The organism is Longicatena caecimuris (assembly GCF_004341945.1).
In the GTDB taxonomy this organism is placed as follows: domain Bacteria; phylum Bacillota_I; class Bacilli_A; order Erysipelotrichales; family Erysipelotrichaceae; genus Longicatena; species Longicatena caecimuris.
Genome location: NZ_SMBP01000001.1, coordinates 287,566 through 303,909, shown reverse-complemented (window position 1 = coordinate 303,909; position 16,344 = coordinate 287,566). Strand labels below are relative to the sequence as shown.

13 protein-coding genes are annotated in these 16,344 nt (G+C 38.3%); 12 read left to right on the top strand and 1 reads right to left on the bottom strand.

Annotation, left to right across the window (positions count from 1 at the left end; genetic code table 11):
- The first annotated feature begins 141 nt into the window (after window positions 1-141).
- Genes EDD61_RS01545 through EDD61_RS01520 form a run of 6 tightly spaced genes read left to right on the top strand, consistent with a single transcriptional unit; the run spans window position 142 to window position 5,517 of the window.
- Window positions 142-612, top strand: coding sequence for a ComEA family DNA-binding protein (locus EDD61_RS01545; RefSeq protein ID WP_132223461.1), 471 nt, complete (start codon window positions 142-144; stop codon window positions 610-612).
- Window positions 609-2,561, top strand: coding sequence for a ComEC/Rec2 family competence protein (locus EDD61_RS01540; protein ID WP_132223458.1), 1,953 nt, complete (start codon window positions 609-611; stop codon window positions 2,559-2,561). Before EDD61_RS01545 ends, EDD61_RS01540 begins: the two co-directional genes overlap by 4 nt.
- Window positions 2,562-2,566: 5 nt before the next feature.
- Window positions 2,567-3,520 carry a DNA polymerase III subunit delta gene (gene holA / locus EDD61_RS01535; RefSeq protein WP_008688716.1) on the top strand — a complete coding sequence of 318 codons (954 nt, stop codon included), beginning with the start codon at window positions 2,567-2,569 and terminating at the stop codon, window positions 3,518-3,520.
- A 1-nt stretch (window position 3,521) separates the two neighbouring features.
- A complete protein-coding gene (locus EDD61_RS01530) occupies window positions 3,522-4,724 on the top strand; it encodes an L-serine ammonia-lyase, iron-sulfur-dependent, subunit alpha (protein ID WP_008688715.1) in 1,203 nt (400 codons plus the stop codon).
- Between the two features lie 18 nt (window positions 4,725-4,742).
- On the top strand, window positions 4,743-5,243 hold the full coding sequence (bilS, locus tag EDD61_RS01525) for a flavodoxin family protein BilS (protein WP_008688714.1): 501 nt from the start codon (window positions 4,743-4,745) through the stop codon (window positions 5,241-5,243).
- A gap of 25 nt (window positions 5,244-5,268) precedes the next feature.
- Window positions 5,269-5,517 carry a GIY-YIG nuclease family protein gene (locus tag EDD61_RS01520; protein ID WP_132223455.1) on the top strand — a complete coding sequence of 83 codons (249 nt, stop codon included), beginning with the start codon at window positions 5,269-5,271 and terminating at the stop codon, window positions 5,515-5,517.
- Window positions 5,518-5,533: 16 nt separating this feature from the next.
- On the opposite strand, the gene trhA is transcribed toward EDD61_RS01520, so the two are convergent.
- Window positions 5,534-6,187: a PAQR family membrane homeostasis protein TrhA gene (trhA, locus tag EDD61_RS01515; protein WP_008688711.1), complete on the bottom strand. Its 654-nt coding sequence runs from the start codon at window positions 6,185-6,187 to the stop codon at window positions 5,534-5,536.
- A gap of 286 nt (window positions 6,188-6,473) precedes the next feature.
- Here trhA and EDD61_RS01510 point away from each other — a divergent pair, with 286 nt between their 5' ends.
- The 6 genes from EDD61_RS01510 to dnaE all read left to right on the top strand — a co-directional run bounded on the left by EDD61_RS01510 (window position 6,474) and on the right by dnaE (window position 16,255).
- Complete coding sequence (locus EDD61_RS01510) at window positions 6,474-9,404, top strand: chromosome segregation protein SMC (protein WP_132223452.1); 2,931 nt, start codon at window positions 6,474-6,476, stop codon at window positions 9,402-9,404.
- On the top strand, window positions 9,404-10,372 hold the full coding sequence (gene ftsY / locus EDD61_RS01505) for a signal recognition particle-docking protein FtsY (protein WP_008688709.1): 969 nt from the start codon (window positions 9,404-9,406) through the stop codon (window positions 10,370-10,372). The genes EDD61_RS01510 and ftsY overlap by 1 nt, the downstream gene beginning before the upstream one ends.
- Window positions 10,369-10,686 carry a YlxM family DNA-binding protein gene (gene ylxM, locus EDD61_RS01500; protein WP_008688708.1) on the top strand — a complete coding sequence of 106 codons (318 nt, stop codon included), beginning with the start codon at window positions 10,369-10,371 and terminating at the stop codon, window positions 10,684-10,686. Before ftsY ends, ylxM begins: the two co-directional genes overlap by 4 nt.
- A gap of 16 nt (window positions 10,687-10,702) precedes the next feature.
- Complete coding sequence (locus EDD61_RS01495) at window positions 10,703-11,899, top strand: acetate/propionate family kinase (protein WP_008688707.1); 1,197 nt, start codon at window positions 10,703-10,705, stop codon at window positions 11,897-11,899.
- A 1-nt stretch (window position 11,900) separates the two neighbouring features.
- A complete protein-coding gene (locus EDD61_RS01490) occupies window positions 11,901-12,851 on the top strand; it encodes a DHH family phosphoesterase (RefSeq protein WP_132223449.1) in 951 nt (316 codons plus the stop codon).
- 320 nt (window positions 12,852-13,171) lie between these two features.
- On the top strand, window positions 13,172-16,255 hold the full coding sequence (gene dnaE, locus EDD61_RS01485; RefSeq protein ID WP_132223446.1) for a DNA polymerase III subunit alpha: 3,084 nt from the start codon (window positions 13,172-13,174) through the stop codon (window positions 16,253-16,255).
- Window positions 16,256-16,344 lie beyond the last annotated feature (89 nt).

The window sequence follows — 16,344 nt, the reverse complement described above, 5'->3', positions numbered from 1 at the left end:
GGAACGTTTTGATAATAATGCTATTTCTATATCATACTATTGAAAGATTGAGAATACCTGTTTTAGATATACGGGTATCTTTTTTATAATTTATTACGGAAAAAGCCTGTTTGTGTCGTATAGCTAAATGGAGGGATCTATATGAAAAAGACAGGTATCTTTTTTAGTATTTTATTTTTCTTGTTTTATTATGAACGTTATGAAGTCATAGATGTTCGTAATTATCAAAGTGCTGTAAAAAGTGTGGAAGTGAAAGGTGAAGTACAGCATCCGGGTGTCTACCAATTAGAGCGTCATGCGAATGTGGAAAAAGCCATAAAAGCAAGTGGAGGATTAACCAAGCAAGCAGATATCAGTGGTTTAAATCTGACTATGGGTATAGAACATCACGGTGTTCTTGTTGTACCCTCAAAACATAGGATCACAAAGATTTCCATCAACGCCGCAACGCTAGAAGAGTTGGACACTTTGCCGGGGATTGGTCCTTCGATTGCACAGCGTATCGTTGAATATCGAAAACAAATGCCTTTTCAGACTTTAGAGGATTTGAAACAGGTAAAGGGAATTGGGGATAAATTGTTTGATAAAATAAAGGAGCATATTTGTTTATGAAGGGCATATGGTTATGTATTGGCTGTATTGTCCTTATATTTAGCTGGCTGCCCGTATACAGCAGTTTCTTCTTTCTGGTGGGTGCTCTATGGTTTCTTCATAAACGATTTCATCGAGGAGAAATCATATGTCTGGTGTTTTGTTTGCTGGTATTTGTAAGAATTCAGCGTTTGTCTGATGTGCATGAAATTTCTTCTCGTATCGTGAAGATACAAGAAATCAAACAAGGATATATGATTGGGGCTAACAAAGAGGGAAGATTTTTACTATATGGATTGAAAAAGGTATCTTTTGATGATGTAGTAGAATTGCGTGGAACTTATGAGAAAATCGATAGTATACATAATTTGGGACAGTTTCATTTTGCGACATGGGCAAAACGTAAAGGAATGGTATATTGTATGAATGTAAAAAGTTATACTCTTATTAAAGAAGGGACTACGTTACGTCATCGATTATATGCCAATATTGAAACAAAAGATGTTGCGATTCAGCAATTTTTAAAAGCCATGCTGTATGGTATTCATGAAGAAGAAGTATCTTTTTTATTGCTATCCAGTGGTATGCATATTGCTTTTTTATCACGGTTTCTTACAAAGCGAATGGCACGCAAATGGGGATTTGCCAAAGCCCATAGGCTTACACTTCTTTTAATGATGGGGATGAGTTATCTTACTGTTTTATCTTCCTCTATCTTACGCGTAGTTTGCTCTTCGCTTATCTCTGGCCTTTTTACCAATTTTGATGAGAAAGATACGCTTGGTATATCAATGATTTTTACCATTTTGTTAGCGCCTTCTATGGCCTATGAGGTTGCTTTACTGATTCCTGTATGTTTTCGCCTGGTTTTTATGTTTCATGTCGCAAAGCGTAATAAAAAAATAGTTGGCATGTTGGTGCTTTTTCCAGCACAGATGTGGTTTTATCATACATGTGATCCGCTGCAAATGGCTCTGTTTTCCTTTCTGCGTAAAGTCTATGCTATTCTCTATGTACTGGCATGGCTGCTTATCCTACCGGCAACAGAATACCTGTTTTTGCTGATACAATGGATGTTAGCAGCATTGCGCCTAATACAGCAGATTTCTTATCCGTTGTATGGCAGTGTATCTATCCTTTGGTTAATTTTATGGTGTTTATCAGCAATGCGGTATATTTCCTATGTACATTGGAAGGATAGTCTTACCCTATGTTTGCTTCTTGTTATATTTTTTTTACGTCCCTACCTTTCGCCGTTTGCTTCGGTTACGATGCTGGATGTTGGACAAGGCGATTGTACACTTATTATTACTCCCTATCACAAAGAAGTTATCTTGATTGATGTTATGGGACATAAAAAGAAAAATATTCCAAAAGAGATTATTGTTCCGTATTTGCATGCCCAAGGGATTTATCATCTTGATAAGATCATTGTGACACATGCCGATATGGACCATAGTGGTGGTGTTGCACAGTTGCAAGAATTAATGCATGTTGATGAAATTATCGATCATAAACAGCTGGCAAAACAACAGGAAACACCATGGATGAAGTTTTTTCTTTTAGATTATGAGGGTGAAGATGAAAACGATAATAGTATTGTTACGATGCTGCGTCTGTATGATACCTCCTTTTTATTTATGGGTGATCTAGGTATAAAAGGCGAACAAAAATTATTGCAGCTATATCCTAAATTAGAGGCGGATGTCGTAAAGATAGGGCATCACGGCAGTAAGACTAGTTCTGCAACAGCTTTTTTACATCAAGTGCATCCAGCCCTTGCACTAATATCCAGTGGCCGACATAATTTTTATGGACATCCTCATCAAGAAGTGTTGGATGCTATGGAAAAAGAAGGTATCTTACCACTTATAAGTGCAAGACATGGTGGGGTTACAATAAAAATTTGTAAATATTTTCGTTTTTTCAAGACGGCTGAGCAGCAATTTGGTATAATATTACCTAGGTGATAAGCATGAATTATGTCTTGTATGGAGAAGAACAGTTTCGTTTGAAAAAAACATTGCAAACGATCATCAAAGAATATATAGCAGATGGCGATGAATTAAATACCGTTCAATACGATGCCTTGCAATGTGATCTGGAAACGATCCTAGAGGATGCTATGACGATTCCTTTTTTCTCTGCCTATAAGATTATTCTTGTTTATCATGCAAATTTTTTATCCGCTGCCAATGATACAGGAATTGATCCCAATGGATTAGAAAATTATGTGAAACAACCGATGGAAAGTACGGTGTTAATTCTGATTGGTGATTTCGCGAAATTAGATACACGCAAAAAAATCATTAAGCTGATTCAAAAAAATTGGAAGGTATTAGAATTTCGCAAGCTGGATGATCTCGGTAAGCAAAGTTGTGTGAAAGAGGAAATACAGCGCCGACAGTTGCATGTAGATGCACAGGCCATGCAAGAATTATTGAAACGATTACCACTGGATATGGAAACCATTCATTCCGCATTTGATAAATTGCAGCTTTATGGTGGTGATATCACGCAGGATGTGGTTGCTCATTTAGTAGCCAGACCGTTAGAAGAGGATGTTTTTGAGTTGGTCAATGCGGTGGTGGAGCAGGATGTTCGTAAAGCCTTTCGCATTTGGTGCGATTTGTGTGTCGTTAATACTGATGCCATTTATCTGATTGCCCTGTTAGCATCTCAATTTCGTTTTCTGTTTGAAGTAAAAACCTTGATGATGCAAGGGGAATCCAAAGATGGGATCAAAGATATATTACATGCACATCCATACCGTATAAAATTAGCTATGCAGAGTGTGCAGAATTTATCCGCTTCTTATCTGATGAGCATGTTGGCAAAGTTAGCAACACTGGATCAGAAATTAAAAGGCGGTTTACTGGATAAAAAAATGGGATTTGAAATGTTTTTATTAGAATTGCAAGGAGCTTAATATGAAGTCATTAAAAGAACTATATCGGATTGGTCCAGGACCATCCTCCTCACATACATTAGGACCACAGCGTGCCTGCCGTTTATTTCAGAAACGTTATCCTATGGCACATCATTATGAAGTTGAACTCTATGGTTCTTTATCCTTGACGGGAAAGGGACATTTAACAGATGCTATCATTATGGAAACGATGAAACCTAAAGCATGTTTGGTGTTTTTCAAGAATAAAAAAGATTTAAAGCATCCCAATACTATGCGCTTGATTGCTTTTGATGAAAAGAATCAGGAAATTGGGGATATGATTGTGTATTCAATTGGTGGTGGAGCAATTCGTGTTGAAGGAGAAACAAGTAATGAAGGAAAGGATGTTTATCCGCATCATTTTCTAAAAGATATTTTAGAATATTGTGAAGCCCATGCAATGGAATTATGGGAGTATGTCAATATGTTTGATCCCTTAGGCGATTATATGGATAAGATCATGGATCAGATGATCAAAACGGTTGATGGTGGTTTACAGAAAGAAGATGTCTTACCAGGCGATCTGCATTTAAAACGCATAGCAAAAGAATTAAAGGAACAGGCAGATGAATGCAAAAGTGCTGTGGAAAAAGAAAAATTATTGTTGTGTGCATATGCATATAGTGCCAGTGAGGAAAATGCTGGTGGCAGTATTACCGTTACGGCACCAACGCTAGGCAGCAGTGGTATCTTACCTTCTTTGGTATACTATTACCATAAAAATTTGGGGTATTCCCGTGAATGCATTCGTAATGGTTTGAAAATTGCTGGTTTATTCGGCAATTTAATTAAGGAAAATGCGACGATATCTGGTGCACAAGGAGGATGTCAGGCAGAAATTGGTGCTGCTGTTTCAATGGGGGCGGCTATGGTGGCATATTTTCGCGGAGGAAGCAGTTCCCAAATAGAATATGCGGCAGAAATCGGCATTGAACATCATCTTGGTTTAACCTGTGATCCTGTCGGCGGATATGTTATGATTCCTTGTATTGAACGTAATGCTGTAGGAGTTCTTAGAGCAATGGATGCAGCTATTTTAGCGCAAAGCATCTGCAATGTCAGAGAACATAAGGTCAGCTTCGATATGGTCGTAAACACCATGAATTATACTGGACGTAAGATTGCTTTAGAATTAAAGGAGACAAGTCTTGGCGGTTTAGCAAGCGTCGTACCGATTCGTTAAGAAAGGAAGTGCTTTAAGATGAAGTCACTGATTGTTTATTCCAGTGCTACTGGAAACACACGAAAATTAGCAGAAGTATTTGCTAATGAAATCGAAGATGCAGAATTACTGAGTATTCAAGATGTCAAAGTATCCATGTTAAAAAACTTTGATATGCTTTATTTAGGTTATTGGGTGGATAAAGGTGATTTAGATGCAGCCAGCGCAAAGTTGGCAGAGCATGTGCAAAATGCTAAAATTGTCTTATTTGGCACATTAGGGGCTGCTGATAATTCCGAGTATTATACCATGGTCAAACGACGCATTGAAACGCATTTTCAAGATGCCAAACTGTATGGGCATTTCTTATGCCAGGGGAAAGTACAAGAATCTGTGATTGCACGTTATCGTCAAATGATAAAAGAACATCCCGATGATGTACATATGCAGGAACAGCTTAAAAATTATGAGAAGGGAAGAACTCATCCAGATGAAACGGATTTACAAAAAGCCCGCGATTTTGTCCGTTCCATCACCTAAAATTCCATATGAAGATGGCTTTTATGTGTATTTACTGCGTTGCTGTGATGAATCCTTGTATTGTGGATGGACAACCAATTTACGGAAACGCTTTTATGATCATGTTATGAAAAAAGGTGCAAAGTATACAAAAGCACATCGCCCATTGGAGTTGTATTATTTTGAATCCTGTGAGGATGCAGCCAGTGCTCGTAAACGAGAATATGCAATAAAACAGCTAAGCAGAAGGGAAAAATTAGCATTAAGAAATATTAAAAAAGCATCTGATTTCTAATGAATCAGATGCTTTCCTACATAATAAAGACAATTGCTATGAAATGCAAAATACTGGCGATATTAATACAAATATGCCAATAAGAATGAAAATATTTATGTTGTGGTTTGCCATAAAAGAAGGCGCCAATGGTATACATGATACCGCCAGCTACGATCAACCCTAGAAAGAGTGGCGTTACATTCTGGATGATTGCAGGCATAAATAAGAGTGCTGTCCATCCCATAATCATATAAATCGTCATAGACAATTTCGGATAAGATTTTGAAGATAATGCTTTTAATAAGACACCGCCGATGACGGCACACCATTCAATACAAAGAATGGCAATACATTCCCAACCGCCGATGACACATAAAGCAATAGGGGTATAACTACCGGCAATCGCAAAATAAATGCAGATATGATCTAGCTTACGGAAAACATATTTATGATCGCTACCAAAAGGCATACAGTGATATAAGGTAGAAACGATAAACATCAAAAACAAACAAACTATGAAAATGGAAACACCTGTCGAACGCAAGGTTCCACCAAGTTCATATGAGTATACAGCTGCGGCAGGAAGAGCGATAAGACAAAGCAATGCCATGATTCCATGGGTCACACAATTGGCAACTTCTTCTCCTAATCCCAGTTTATACATATCACGCATGGATTTTTCTTCCATGAATGCATCACCTCCCATGAAGTTGTTACCTATTGTAGCACAATTGTATAAAAAGCTCAACGAAGGTTGTCGAAGAAATATTTATTTAGCGCTCATATAAAGAAGTGTCCTCTATATGAAACACATTTCCGTAAGAGTGCTGATTGAAAAAATGTGGGAATCTTAAAATATCTTGTAAGACAAGGGAAAAATCATGATATAATAGAAAACGGTATAAAAAAGCAGATTCGTATTTTAGTAATGATTATTTATCAGACAATACGTGACTTTTTGAATGGAGGCACCTATGTTTTTAAAACGAATAGAACTGCAGGGATTTAAATCCTTTGCGGATAAATCCATCATCACCTTTGATTCTGATGTCATTGGTATCGTAGGGCCAAATGGCTGCGGAAAAAGTAATATCAATGATGCCATTCGCTGGGTGTTGGGGGAGCAAAGCGTAAAATCACTGCGTGGGACAAGTATGAGCGATGTTATCTTTAATGGCTCTACAGAACGAAAACCGGTAAATATGGCCGAAGTGACCTTAGTCTTCGATAATTCGCGTCACATTATGAATGTCGATTTTGAAGAGGTTGAGGTTACCCGTCGTTTGCATCGTCAAAGCGGTGAAGGCGAATATTTCATCAATAAGACACCATGCCGTTTAAAAGATATCGTTAATCTTGTGATGGATACTGGATTAGGAAGAGATTCTTTATCTATCATATCACAGGGAAATATTTCAGCTTTTGCGGATGCAAAGCCTGAAGAGCGAAGAGCTTTATTTGAAGAGGCAGCCGGTGTGGCTAAGTATAAGAAACGTAAAAATGAATCGTTAGGCAAATTAAATCGAACACAGGAAAATCTGTCTCGTTTAGAAGATATCATTATGGAATTGGAACGTCAGGTGAATCCTTTAAAGCGGCAGGCAAAGAAAGCGAATATTTATATTGAGAAAAAAAGTGAACTAGAAAAGATTGAGGTTAGTGTGTTAGTGGATGAGATTGAAAAACTGCACACGCAGATGGAAGAGCTGAAAAAGAAATCTTTTGATTTAGACACACAAAAAGCGATGCATGAGACAACGATTTCCGTAGAAGATAATCAAAATAGTGAATTACGGAATGAGATGTATCAGTTGGATCGTGAAATCACCAAATTACAGGAAACTTTTACGAAATTAAGTGAAGATGCCCGTATGTTGGAAACGCGGAAGATCGAAATGGATGAAAAGCGTAAATATGCGTTGGAATTTGCCAGTAATGCAGAGAAAGCGAAAGAATTAAAAGCAATGATGGAAGAGGCTCATTATGAATATGAGGATCGTTCTCGCCGTTTACAAGACTTGGAAACGGATATGGCATTGCGTAAGGAAGAAATGACGAAATGTGATAATGATATTTCTTATTGTTTGCAAGAAAATCAACAGGCGAATGCCATCTTGAATCGCTTGCAGAATCGTAAGGATGTATTAGAAAATTTAGCGCGTCAGCCATTTAATCATCAACAGGCGGTCAAGGCAGTACTAGATGCAAATTTAAATGGTATCTTAGGGGTAGTATCCCAACTGTTTAAACCGCAGATGAATTATGAAACGGCAATTTCAAATTCATTGGCTGGAGCAATGTATCATATTGTAACAAAAGATGAGGCATCTGCGCGGCATGCAATTTCTTTTTTGAAAAAAAATCAGTCAGGTAGAGCAACCTTTTTACCTTTAACTGTCATGAAACCACGCTATATGAATAAAGAACATCGCATGTTGGCTGAAAACTGTGAAGGATTCTTAGGAATCGCGAGTGAATTTGTTGAAAATGAAGAACGGTTTAACACCTTGCGAGATGCATTGTTTGGGAATGTCATTGTGGTGGACCAACTGGTGAATGCGAATGAGATTGCCAAGGTGTTGCGCTATGGCTATAAGATTGTAACGCTTGAAGGAGATATCGTTAATAAAGGGGGAAGTATGACAGGTGGACGTACTCGTAATCAAGCAACTCCTTTAACGATACAAAAAGAATTGAATCAGGTGTTGCAAAGCCTAGATGGTCAAAGCATGAAAGTTGATGGCTTAAAGAATCAGCTAACAGCTTTGCAAAGCAAAAAAGAACGCTTGCGTACCGATTTTGTGCAGATGCAGATATCCAGTGCGCAGCTAGATCCTATCGTTAAGGCAAAATGGGCGAAATATGATCGTTTAAAGGCGGATTACGAGCAAATTGCCCCGCAGGAAGATTTAGCAGATAGTGCGCTGATGGAAGATGATATCGTCGTCAAGCTTTCCGCGGTGCATTCTAAGATTGATGATATTACCTCACAGATGAAGAGCAAGCGTGAACGTCGTTTAAAAGCCGGAAACGAAGTGGAACGTAAGGATGGACAGATTCGCCAATTACGTCGAGAGCTTAATGTGTTACAGAATGAAATGCGCGAAGTAGAAGTCGCACAAGCTAAAGCTGAAACACGGTTAGAAACAAGTATGGAGCGTTTGAGTTCTACTTATGAAATGACGTTTGAATATGCGCAGAGCATGAAATTAGATACAGATATGGAGGAAGCTCGCAGACGTGTTGTCGTGTTGCGCCAGGAAATTGCGGCGTTAGGAAATGTAAATTTAGATGCGCCGAAAGAATATGAAGAGGTGAGTGAACGCTTTACCTTTTTATCGAAACAGCGCGAAGATTTATTGGCGGCAAAGGATAAGATTCTTACCGCAATCGATGAGATGGATGAAATCATGATCAAACAGTTTAAAGAGATGTTTGATAAGATCAATGCGCAGTTAAATGATGTTTTCCGAGCCTTGTTTGGCGGTGGTAAAGCTAGATTGTTCATGGTGGATCCACAGGATGTGTTAAATACCGGCATCGATATTGATGTCCAGCCTCCAGGAAAGACCGTACAAAATATTCGCCTTTTCTCTGGTGGTGAAAAGAGTTTGATTGCGATCTGTGTGCTCTTTTCTATCCTAAAGGCGAGAACGATGCCACTGTGCATCTTTGATGAGGTAGAAGCTGCTCTTGATCAGGCGAATGTTGAACGATTTGCCAAATACATTGGGCAATTCCGAGGAGAGAGTCAGTTTATCGTAGTGACTCATCGTCCGGGAACAATGGCGCAATGTGATGCATTATATGGGGTTACCATGCAACAAAATGGTGTGTCGCAGCTGTTGAAAGTTAAGCTGCAGGATGCAATTCATATGATTGATAAAGAAGAGGTGAGTGCATAATGGGAATTTTATCAAAATTAAAAAATACATTTTCATCCAAGAAGGATGGTGATCGCTATCTAAGTGGTTTAAATAAATCAAAAAAATCGTTTTCTGAACGTATTCGCCGTTTAGCAGTGGGATTTGCTGGTGTTGATGAAGCGTTCTTAGAAGAATTGATGATTGTCTTGCTAGAGGCAGATATCGGTATAAAAACAGCTCAGAAAATTGTTGATGAAGTAGAAAATCGTGCAATGGATCGGAAATTGAAGAAATTTAATGAAATCACCGATTGTCTGATTGAAGTTATGCGAGATATGTATTGTGCAAAAGAGGACGCTCCTTTTCATAAAAATACAGATGGTCCTACGGTGATCTTAATGGTTGGTGTAAATGGCAGTGGGAAAACAACCACCACGGCTAAACTGACCAAACGTTTTCAAGAAGAAGGAAGTAGTGTTGCTTTGGCGGCAGCGGATACATTCCGCGCAGGAGCGATAGATCAATTGGCAACCTGGGCCCAACGCTTAGATGTGCCTTGTATCAAGGGACGCGAAGGCGGAGATCCAAGTGCAGCTTTAGTGGATGCGTGTCGCTATGTGAAAGAACATCAGATTGACTATTTGATTGGAGATACAGCAGGAAGATTGCAGAATAAGGCGAATTTAATGAAAGAGCTGGAGAAAATGCGCCGTGTTATTGAACGTGAAATTCCTGGTGCGCCGCATGAAGTATGGTTGGTGTTGGATGCAACAACCGGACAAAATGGTATCTCACAGGCACAGATTTTCTTAGAAACGACCAATGTGACAGGGATTATCTTGACGAAACTAGATGGTACGGCAAAAGGTGGTATTGTCATTGCGATACGTGAACAATTAGGTCTGCCTGTAAAATATATCGGTTTAGGAGAAACGGTGGATGATCTTCGTCCGTTCGATATTGATTCTTACTTATATAGCATGTGTGAAGGATTATTAGAAGAATGATCGAAAAAACCGAAGAGATGAACGCACTGCTTGATTTTTATGAAACACTTTTAACCGAGAAACAAGCAGAAGTGATGAAATTATATTATCAAGAAGATTTTTCACTTTCGGAAATTGCGGAAACGTTAGCGATTTCGCGCTCAGCAGTAAGTGATCATATGAAACGCAGTTCTTTGATCTTACAGGAGTATGAGAAAAAACTTCATCTTGTGCAAAATTATGAAACAAGAATCAAAATCTATGATAAAATAAAAGCAGTCGGTGATGCAGAAATCTGTACACTGGTTGAGGAATTAGAAAAATTGGAAAATTAGCAGGAGGAAAGCAGAAATGTCTAAAATTATTTCAGTGAACGCAGGTAGTTCATCATTAAAATTCCAGTTGTTTGAAATGCCATCTGAGACGGTATTAACGAGTGGTATCGTCGAAAAAATCGGTTTTGAAGATGCGATGTTTACCATTAAAGTAGATGGTGAGAAAATTAAAAAAACATTGCCTATCCCAGATCATACAAAAGCAGTGGCTTTATTGTTGGAAGCTTTGGTAGAATATAAGATTGTCAATAGCTTAGATGAAATCGTTGGCGCAGGTCATCGTGCTGTACATGGTGGAGAAATCTTTAAAGAAAGTGTACCTGTAACAGATGATGTAGTTGCTAAATTTGCATCTTTAAATGACTTAGCACCATTACATAACCCAGCTGGTTTAGTTGGGTATAACGCATTCAAAGAAAACCTGCCAAGCTGTAAACATGTGTTCGTTTTTGATACGGCATTCCATCAGACAATGCCAAAAGAAAGCTATATTTATGCATTGCCAATGCGTTATTATGATGAATATAAGATTCGTCGTTATGGTTTCCACGGAACTTCTCATAAATATGTATCCTTACGTTGTGCAGAATTAATGAACAAGGATGTGAAGGATACTAAGATCATTACTTGTCATTTAGGAAATGGCGCATCGATTACTGCTGTAGATGGTGGAAAATCTATTAATACATCCATGGGCTTTACGCCATTGGCTGGTGTGATGATGGGAACACGCTGCGGTGATATTGATCCTGCTATCGTTACGTATGTCATGAAAAAAGAAGGATTAACTCCTGATGAAATGGATACGGTTATGAATAAGCAATCAGGTATGCTAGGCGTTTCGGGCATTAGTTCTGATGCACGTGATATTGAAGATGCTTGCAAGGAAGGCAATGAAAGTGCCATCTTAACAACGGAAGTATATGTGAATCGTGTTATCAATACAGTAGGTGGCTATTATGCACAGCTTGGTGGTGCGGATGCTATCGTCTTTACTGGTGGTATTGGAGAAAACGATACGAATATTCGCCGTTTGGTATGCGAACGTTTGAAGGATGCATTTGGTATTGTCTTAGATGAAGAATTGAATGCAAAAAGCCGTGGAAAAGAGCTATTATTATCAAAACCAGAAAGTAAGGTTCAGGTGTGGTTGATTCCTACTAATGAAGAACTGATGATTGCGCGTGATACCTTTGCATTGTTAGGTGAATAAGATGTATCAAGCACTGTTTGATTTAGTTGAGCAATATGACATTATCACGATATATCGTCATGTTTCTCCAGACAGTGATGCCTTGGGTTCACAGTTTGGTCTCAAACAGTGGATTCAAGATACATATCCCAAAAAGCAGGTATATGCTTTAGGGTCGAGTGGAAGCGGTTCACGTGACGGCAATTTTCCCGCAATGGATGTTGTAGATGATGGAACAATAACACAAAGTCTCGCTATTATCTTGGATACGGCGAATAGTGCCCGCGTGGATGATGAACGCTTTCTAAACGCTGCCTATCGATTGAAAATAGACCATCATATTTATGTCGAAACATTTGCCGATGTAGAAATTATTCAGGATCTGAAAGGTGCTACATGTGAAATATTAGCAGATATGTTTATGCAAAAAGGTATTCGTATATCTGCACTGTGTGCACAATATTTATATGGTGGTTTAATTGCTGACACTTTACGTTTTTCTATTTCAACCATGACACCAGATACGTTCCACGTGGCTGCTTATTTATTAACATGTGGTGTGGATGTAGCTAAGGCAAATGAAGACAATTTTTCGACAAGTCTGCGTCTATATCGTTATGAAAATTATATTCGTGCGAATTGCAGTGTCTTAGAAGAGAAATTAGCCTATATGATCGTATCCAAAGAAGATTACGAGCATTATGGACTGACGTTTGATGAGGCGAAGGAAAAAGTATTTGTTATGGGTGGTGTACAGGAATTTGAAGCATGGGCCTTATTTATTGAAAAAGAACGAGATGCTGATGGTAACGCAATCTATAATGGTAGCCTGCGCTCTCGCCAAAAAACGATCAATGATATTGCCAATACTTATCATGGTGGTGGACATCGCTTTGCCTGTGGGGTTAAGGGATTAAAGAAGGATGACATTAATCGCTTATTACAGGAATTATTAAAACGCATTGATGAATAAATAAAAAGTCTTGAAACTGTTGTTATGTAGTAGTATAACGATAGTTATAAGACTTTTTTCATGTTTTCTGTACTTTAGAAACTATTTAACTACCATTTTATGAGTGAACTTATGATGAAATTCCCTGCCAAATGAAAAGGTAGAGATAAGTATGTGTATTCCTTACGTTATAAGGACGTAGTATGTGCATACATGTAATGAAAAGGGAATCTAAATGGTTAGGGAAATGATATTCTCAATGTAATCTTTAGGAAATCTGTGGAAGAGGTTCAAGTTTTCTTTTATACATGATAAAATATAAGAATGAAAGAGGTGATGTCATGAGTGTACATCTGCATGTGCGCAGCTGTTATACCTTGCTGCAAAGTACGATGACCATACAAAAGATCGTTGACAGTGCTAAGCGGTATGGCTATCATGCGGTAGCACTTTGTGACAAAGAAGTTATGCATGGAGCCATGGCCTTTTATCATATGGCTAAGAAAGCTGATATTCAGCCAATCTTTGGTATGGAAGTAGAGGTGGCTGAAGAAGAGGGAATATTTGGCTTTATACTATTGGCCAAAAATGATGATGGTTATCAAGCGTTGATGAAATTATCTACAATGCTAAATACAAAAGAACGGAAAGAACAGTTAACAATGGAAGAGTTGTTAACGTATACGAAAGATTGTGTCGTCTTAACAAATGGTGACCAAAATCAGATGGAAACATATCTCATAAAAGAAGAGATGGAACATTTGGCAGCCTTTTTGCAACGGTGTAAGGAAAGTTTCGCGACTTTCTATGTAGCAATCTCTCGTAACGACAGCCCGTTATTACGACAAAAGAACCGACTTTTAAAAGCATTATGTCAACAGATGCAAATACCAACGACGGCTTTATCTCGTATATATTTTGATGAAGCGAAAGGTGAAGAAAGCTATAAAACACTATGTGCTATCAATCAAGGGGTATCTTTAGATGATAAGATGCTGAATTATAGCCCAAAGCGATATTTCCGCTCGAAAGAAGAAATGGTAGAACTATACGATGAAGATGATCTGGCAGCCAGTGATAAAATTGCTCGGATGTGTCATGTTGAAATGAAATTTCCAAAGGCCATTTTACCTAAATTCAAAAATCGTTATGGTATGAGCAGTGAGGAATTCTTACGCAGGCTTTGTCATAAAGGACTTGAGAAAAGGATGCAATATCAGAAAATCCCATCTGTTTATGAACAGCGTCTGCGTTATGAATTGGATGTTATCATTTCTATGGGATATGCAGATTACTTTTTAATAGTCTGGGATTTTATCCGTTTTGCAAAAACGCAAGATATTTACATTGGGCCAGGCCGTGGTAGTGCTGCCGGTTCATTAGTCGCCTATTGTTTAGGAATTACTCATGCCGATCCGATTCGCTACCATTTGTTGTTTGAGCGTTTTTTAAACCCTGAACGTGTTTCTATGCCGGATATCGATACCGATTTTCCAGATGATCGAAGAGATGAAGTGATCGCCTATGTGCATGATTTATACGGAGAACATCATGTGTCACATATTATTACATTTAATACCTTGGCTGCAAAACAGGTACTTCGCGATGTAGGAAAAGCGATGCAAGTTGCCCCAAGACAGATTGATTTGTTATGTAAATTAGTACCAAATCGGCCCAAAGTAACTTTACAGGATGCTTATCAGGAACGTGTGAAATTCAAACAAATGATCAACAGCGGTGAACAAATGCGGAAGCTGTTTGCCATTGCTTTGCAATTGGAAGGTTTGCCGCGTCACTCCTCTTTGCATGCTGCCGGTATAATTTTAAGCAATGAGGATATTTCTAATGTTTGTCCATTAATTGATGTAGATGAAGGAATGTGTGCCACACAATTCACGATGGAGTACTTGGAAGAATTGGGACTTATCAAAATGGACTTTCTGGGATTGCGTAATCTGACCATTATTGATGAAATTGTCCATCAGATTAATGCGAAAGAGAAACGTTTAGATATCATGCATATCCCTTTAGACGATGCGAAAACGTATCAGCTCATTCGATCAGTAGATACGGTCGGAGTCTTTCAATTAGAAAGTGAAGGGATGAAAAATTTAATCCGTAAGATGAAACCGACTTGTTTTGAAGATATTGTGGCTACGGTAGCACTTTTTCGACCTGGACCGATGGAAAATATACCTCGCTATTTGGAATGCCGTACACATCCTGAAAAAGTAGATTATCTACATCCTGATTTAAAGCCGATTTTAGAAAACACTTATGGCGTTATGATTTATCAGGAACAGGTCATGCAGATTGCTCAAACAATGGCTGGCTTCTCACTTGGCAAAGCGGATAACTTGCGAAAGGCGATATCAAAGAAAAAAGGTAAGGAATTACAAAGTTTACGAGAAGATTTTGTCGAAGGTGCTAAACAAAAAGGTTATGAAGAGAGCTTGGCAATACGTGTCTATGAATTGATCATGAAATTTGCGAATTATGGTTTTAATCGTTCACATTCTGTTGCTTATGGTATGATTGCTTATCAGATGGCGTATTTGAAAGCCAATGCACCTTTGTACTTCTTTACCGCTTTGTTGAATAGTGTGATAGGTTCAGAAACCAAGACGAGTGAATATGTTTTTGAAGCAAGAAAACGACATATTGAAATATTGTTGCCATCAGTAAATCAAAGCAGTAACCAGTATGAAATAGAAGGCAATGCATTGCGCTTTCCTCTTGTTGGTATTAAAGGTATTGGCAATGCGGTATCTAATGTCCTAATTGAAGAACGTCAAAAACGTGGGAACTTCAAAGATTTCTTTGATTTTGTGGCGCGTATGGAAGGGCAAAAGCTTGGTAAAAAAACAATGGAAATGCTGATATTTGCCGGGGCATTGGACGAATTCAAGATCAATCGCAGTTCTTTGTTAGCATCTTTAGATGATGCAATACGTTATGGAGATCTGGTGAAGATTGAGGATCAAGATCAAATATTATTTGATTTTGAATTAGTAAGCAAGCCGGCATTAACTTCTTTAAAAGAAAATGCGGCACAGCGCGCTGAACGTGAAAAAGAGATGCTAGGCTTTTACTTATCTGCTCATCCGATTACGGCATTGCGTGATAAAATGCAGCAAGGTTTGGTGCCTTTAATTGCATTGACCTCACATTTGCATTCTTATGTGAAATTCATTTGTATGGTTGAGCGTACCAAACAGTTCCGTACAAAGAATGGTCATTTAATGATGTTTGTGGTAGGAGCTGATGAAACAGGGAAGTTTGATTTGGTTTGTATGCCAAATATTTATGAACTACATGCTGATGATCTAATCAAGGGGAATTATCTGTATGTGGAAGGAGTTGTTGATAAAGAAACCTCCTGCTTGGTCAAGAAACTAATACGTATACAGAAGGATGAGGAATAAGGCTAGCTTCATTCGTTAGGAAGTAAAGGATTGGCGATACAGAAGTAAACGCAATGTTTGTTATGTTTGTTAAAAAGATTGCAACTATT

Bases quoted from the DNA above. Each gene is read 5' to 3' on its own strand.
- EDD61_RS01545 (WP_132223461.1), top strand. From the start codon at position 142: ATGAAAAAGACAGGTATCTTTTTTAGTATTTTATTTTTCTTGTTTTAT.
- EDD61_RS01540 (WP_132223458.1), top strand. From the start codon at position 609: ATGAAGGGCATATGGTTATGTATTGGCTGTATTGTCCTTATATTTAGC.
- holA (WP_008688716.1), top strand. From the start codon at position 2,567: ATGAATTATGTCTTGTATGGAGAAGAACAGTTTCGTTTGAAAAAAACA.
- EDD61_RS01530 (WP_008688715.1), top strand. From the start codon at position 3,522: ATGAAGTCATTAAAAGAACTATATCGGATTGGTCCAGGACCATCCTCC.
- bilS (WP_008688714.1), top strand. From the start codon at position 4,743: ATGAAGTCACTGATTGTTTATTCCAGTGCTACTGGAAACACACGAAAA.
- trhA (WP_008688711.1), bottom strand. From the start codon at position 6,187: ATGGAAGAAAAATCCATGCGTGATATGTATAAACTGGGATTAGGAGAA.
- EDD61_RS01510 (WP_132223452.1), top strand. From the start codon at position 6,474: ATGTTTTTAAAACGAATAGAACTGCAGGGATTTAAATCCTTTGCGGAT.
- ftsY (WP_008688709.1), top strand. From the start codon at position 9,404: ATGGGAATTTTATCAAAATTAAAAAATACATTTTCATCCAAGAAGGAT.
- ylxM (WP_008688708.1), top strand. From the start codon at position 10,369: ATGATCGAAAAAACCGAAGAGATGAACGCACTGCTTGATTTTTATGAA.
- EDD61_RS01495 (WP_008688707.1), top strand. From the start codon at position 10,703: ATGTCTAAAATTATTTCAGTGAACGCAGGTAGTTCATCATTAAAATTC.
- EDD61_RS01490 (WP_132223449.1), top strand. From the start codon at position 11,901: ATGTATCAAGCACTGTTTGATTTAGTTGAGCAATATGACATTATCACG.
- dnaE (WP_132223446.1), top strand. From the start codon at position 13,172: ATGAGTGTACATCTGCATGTGCGCAGCTGTTATACCTTGCTGCAAAGT.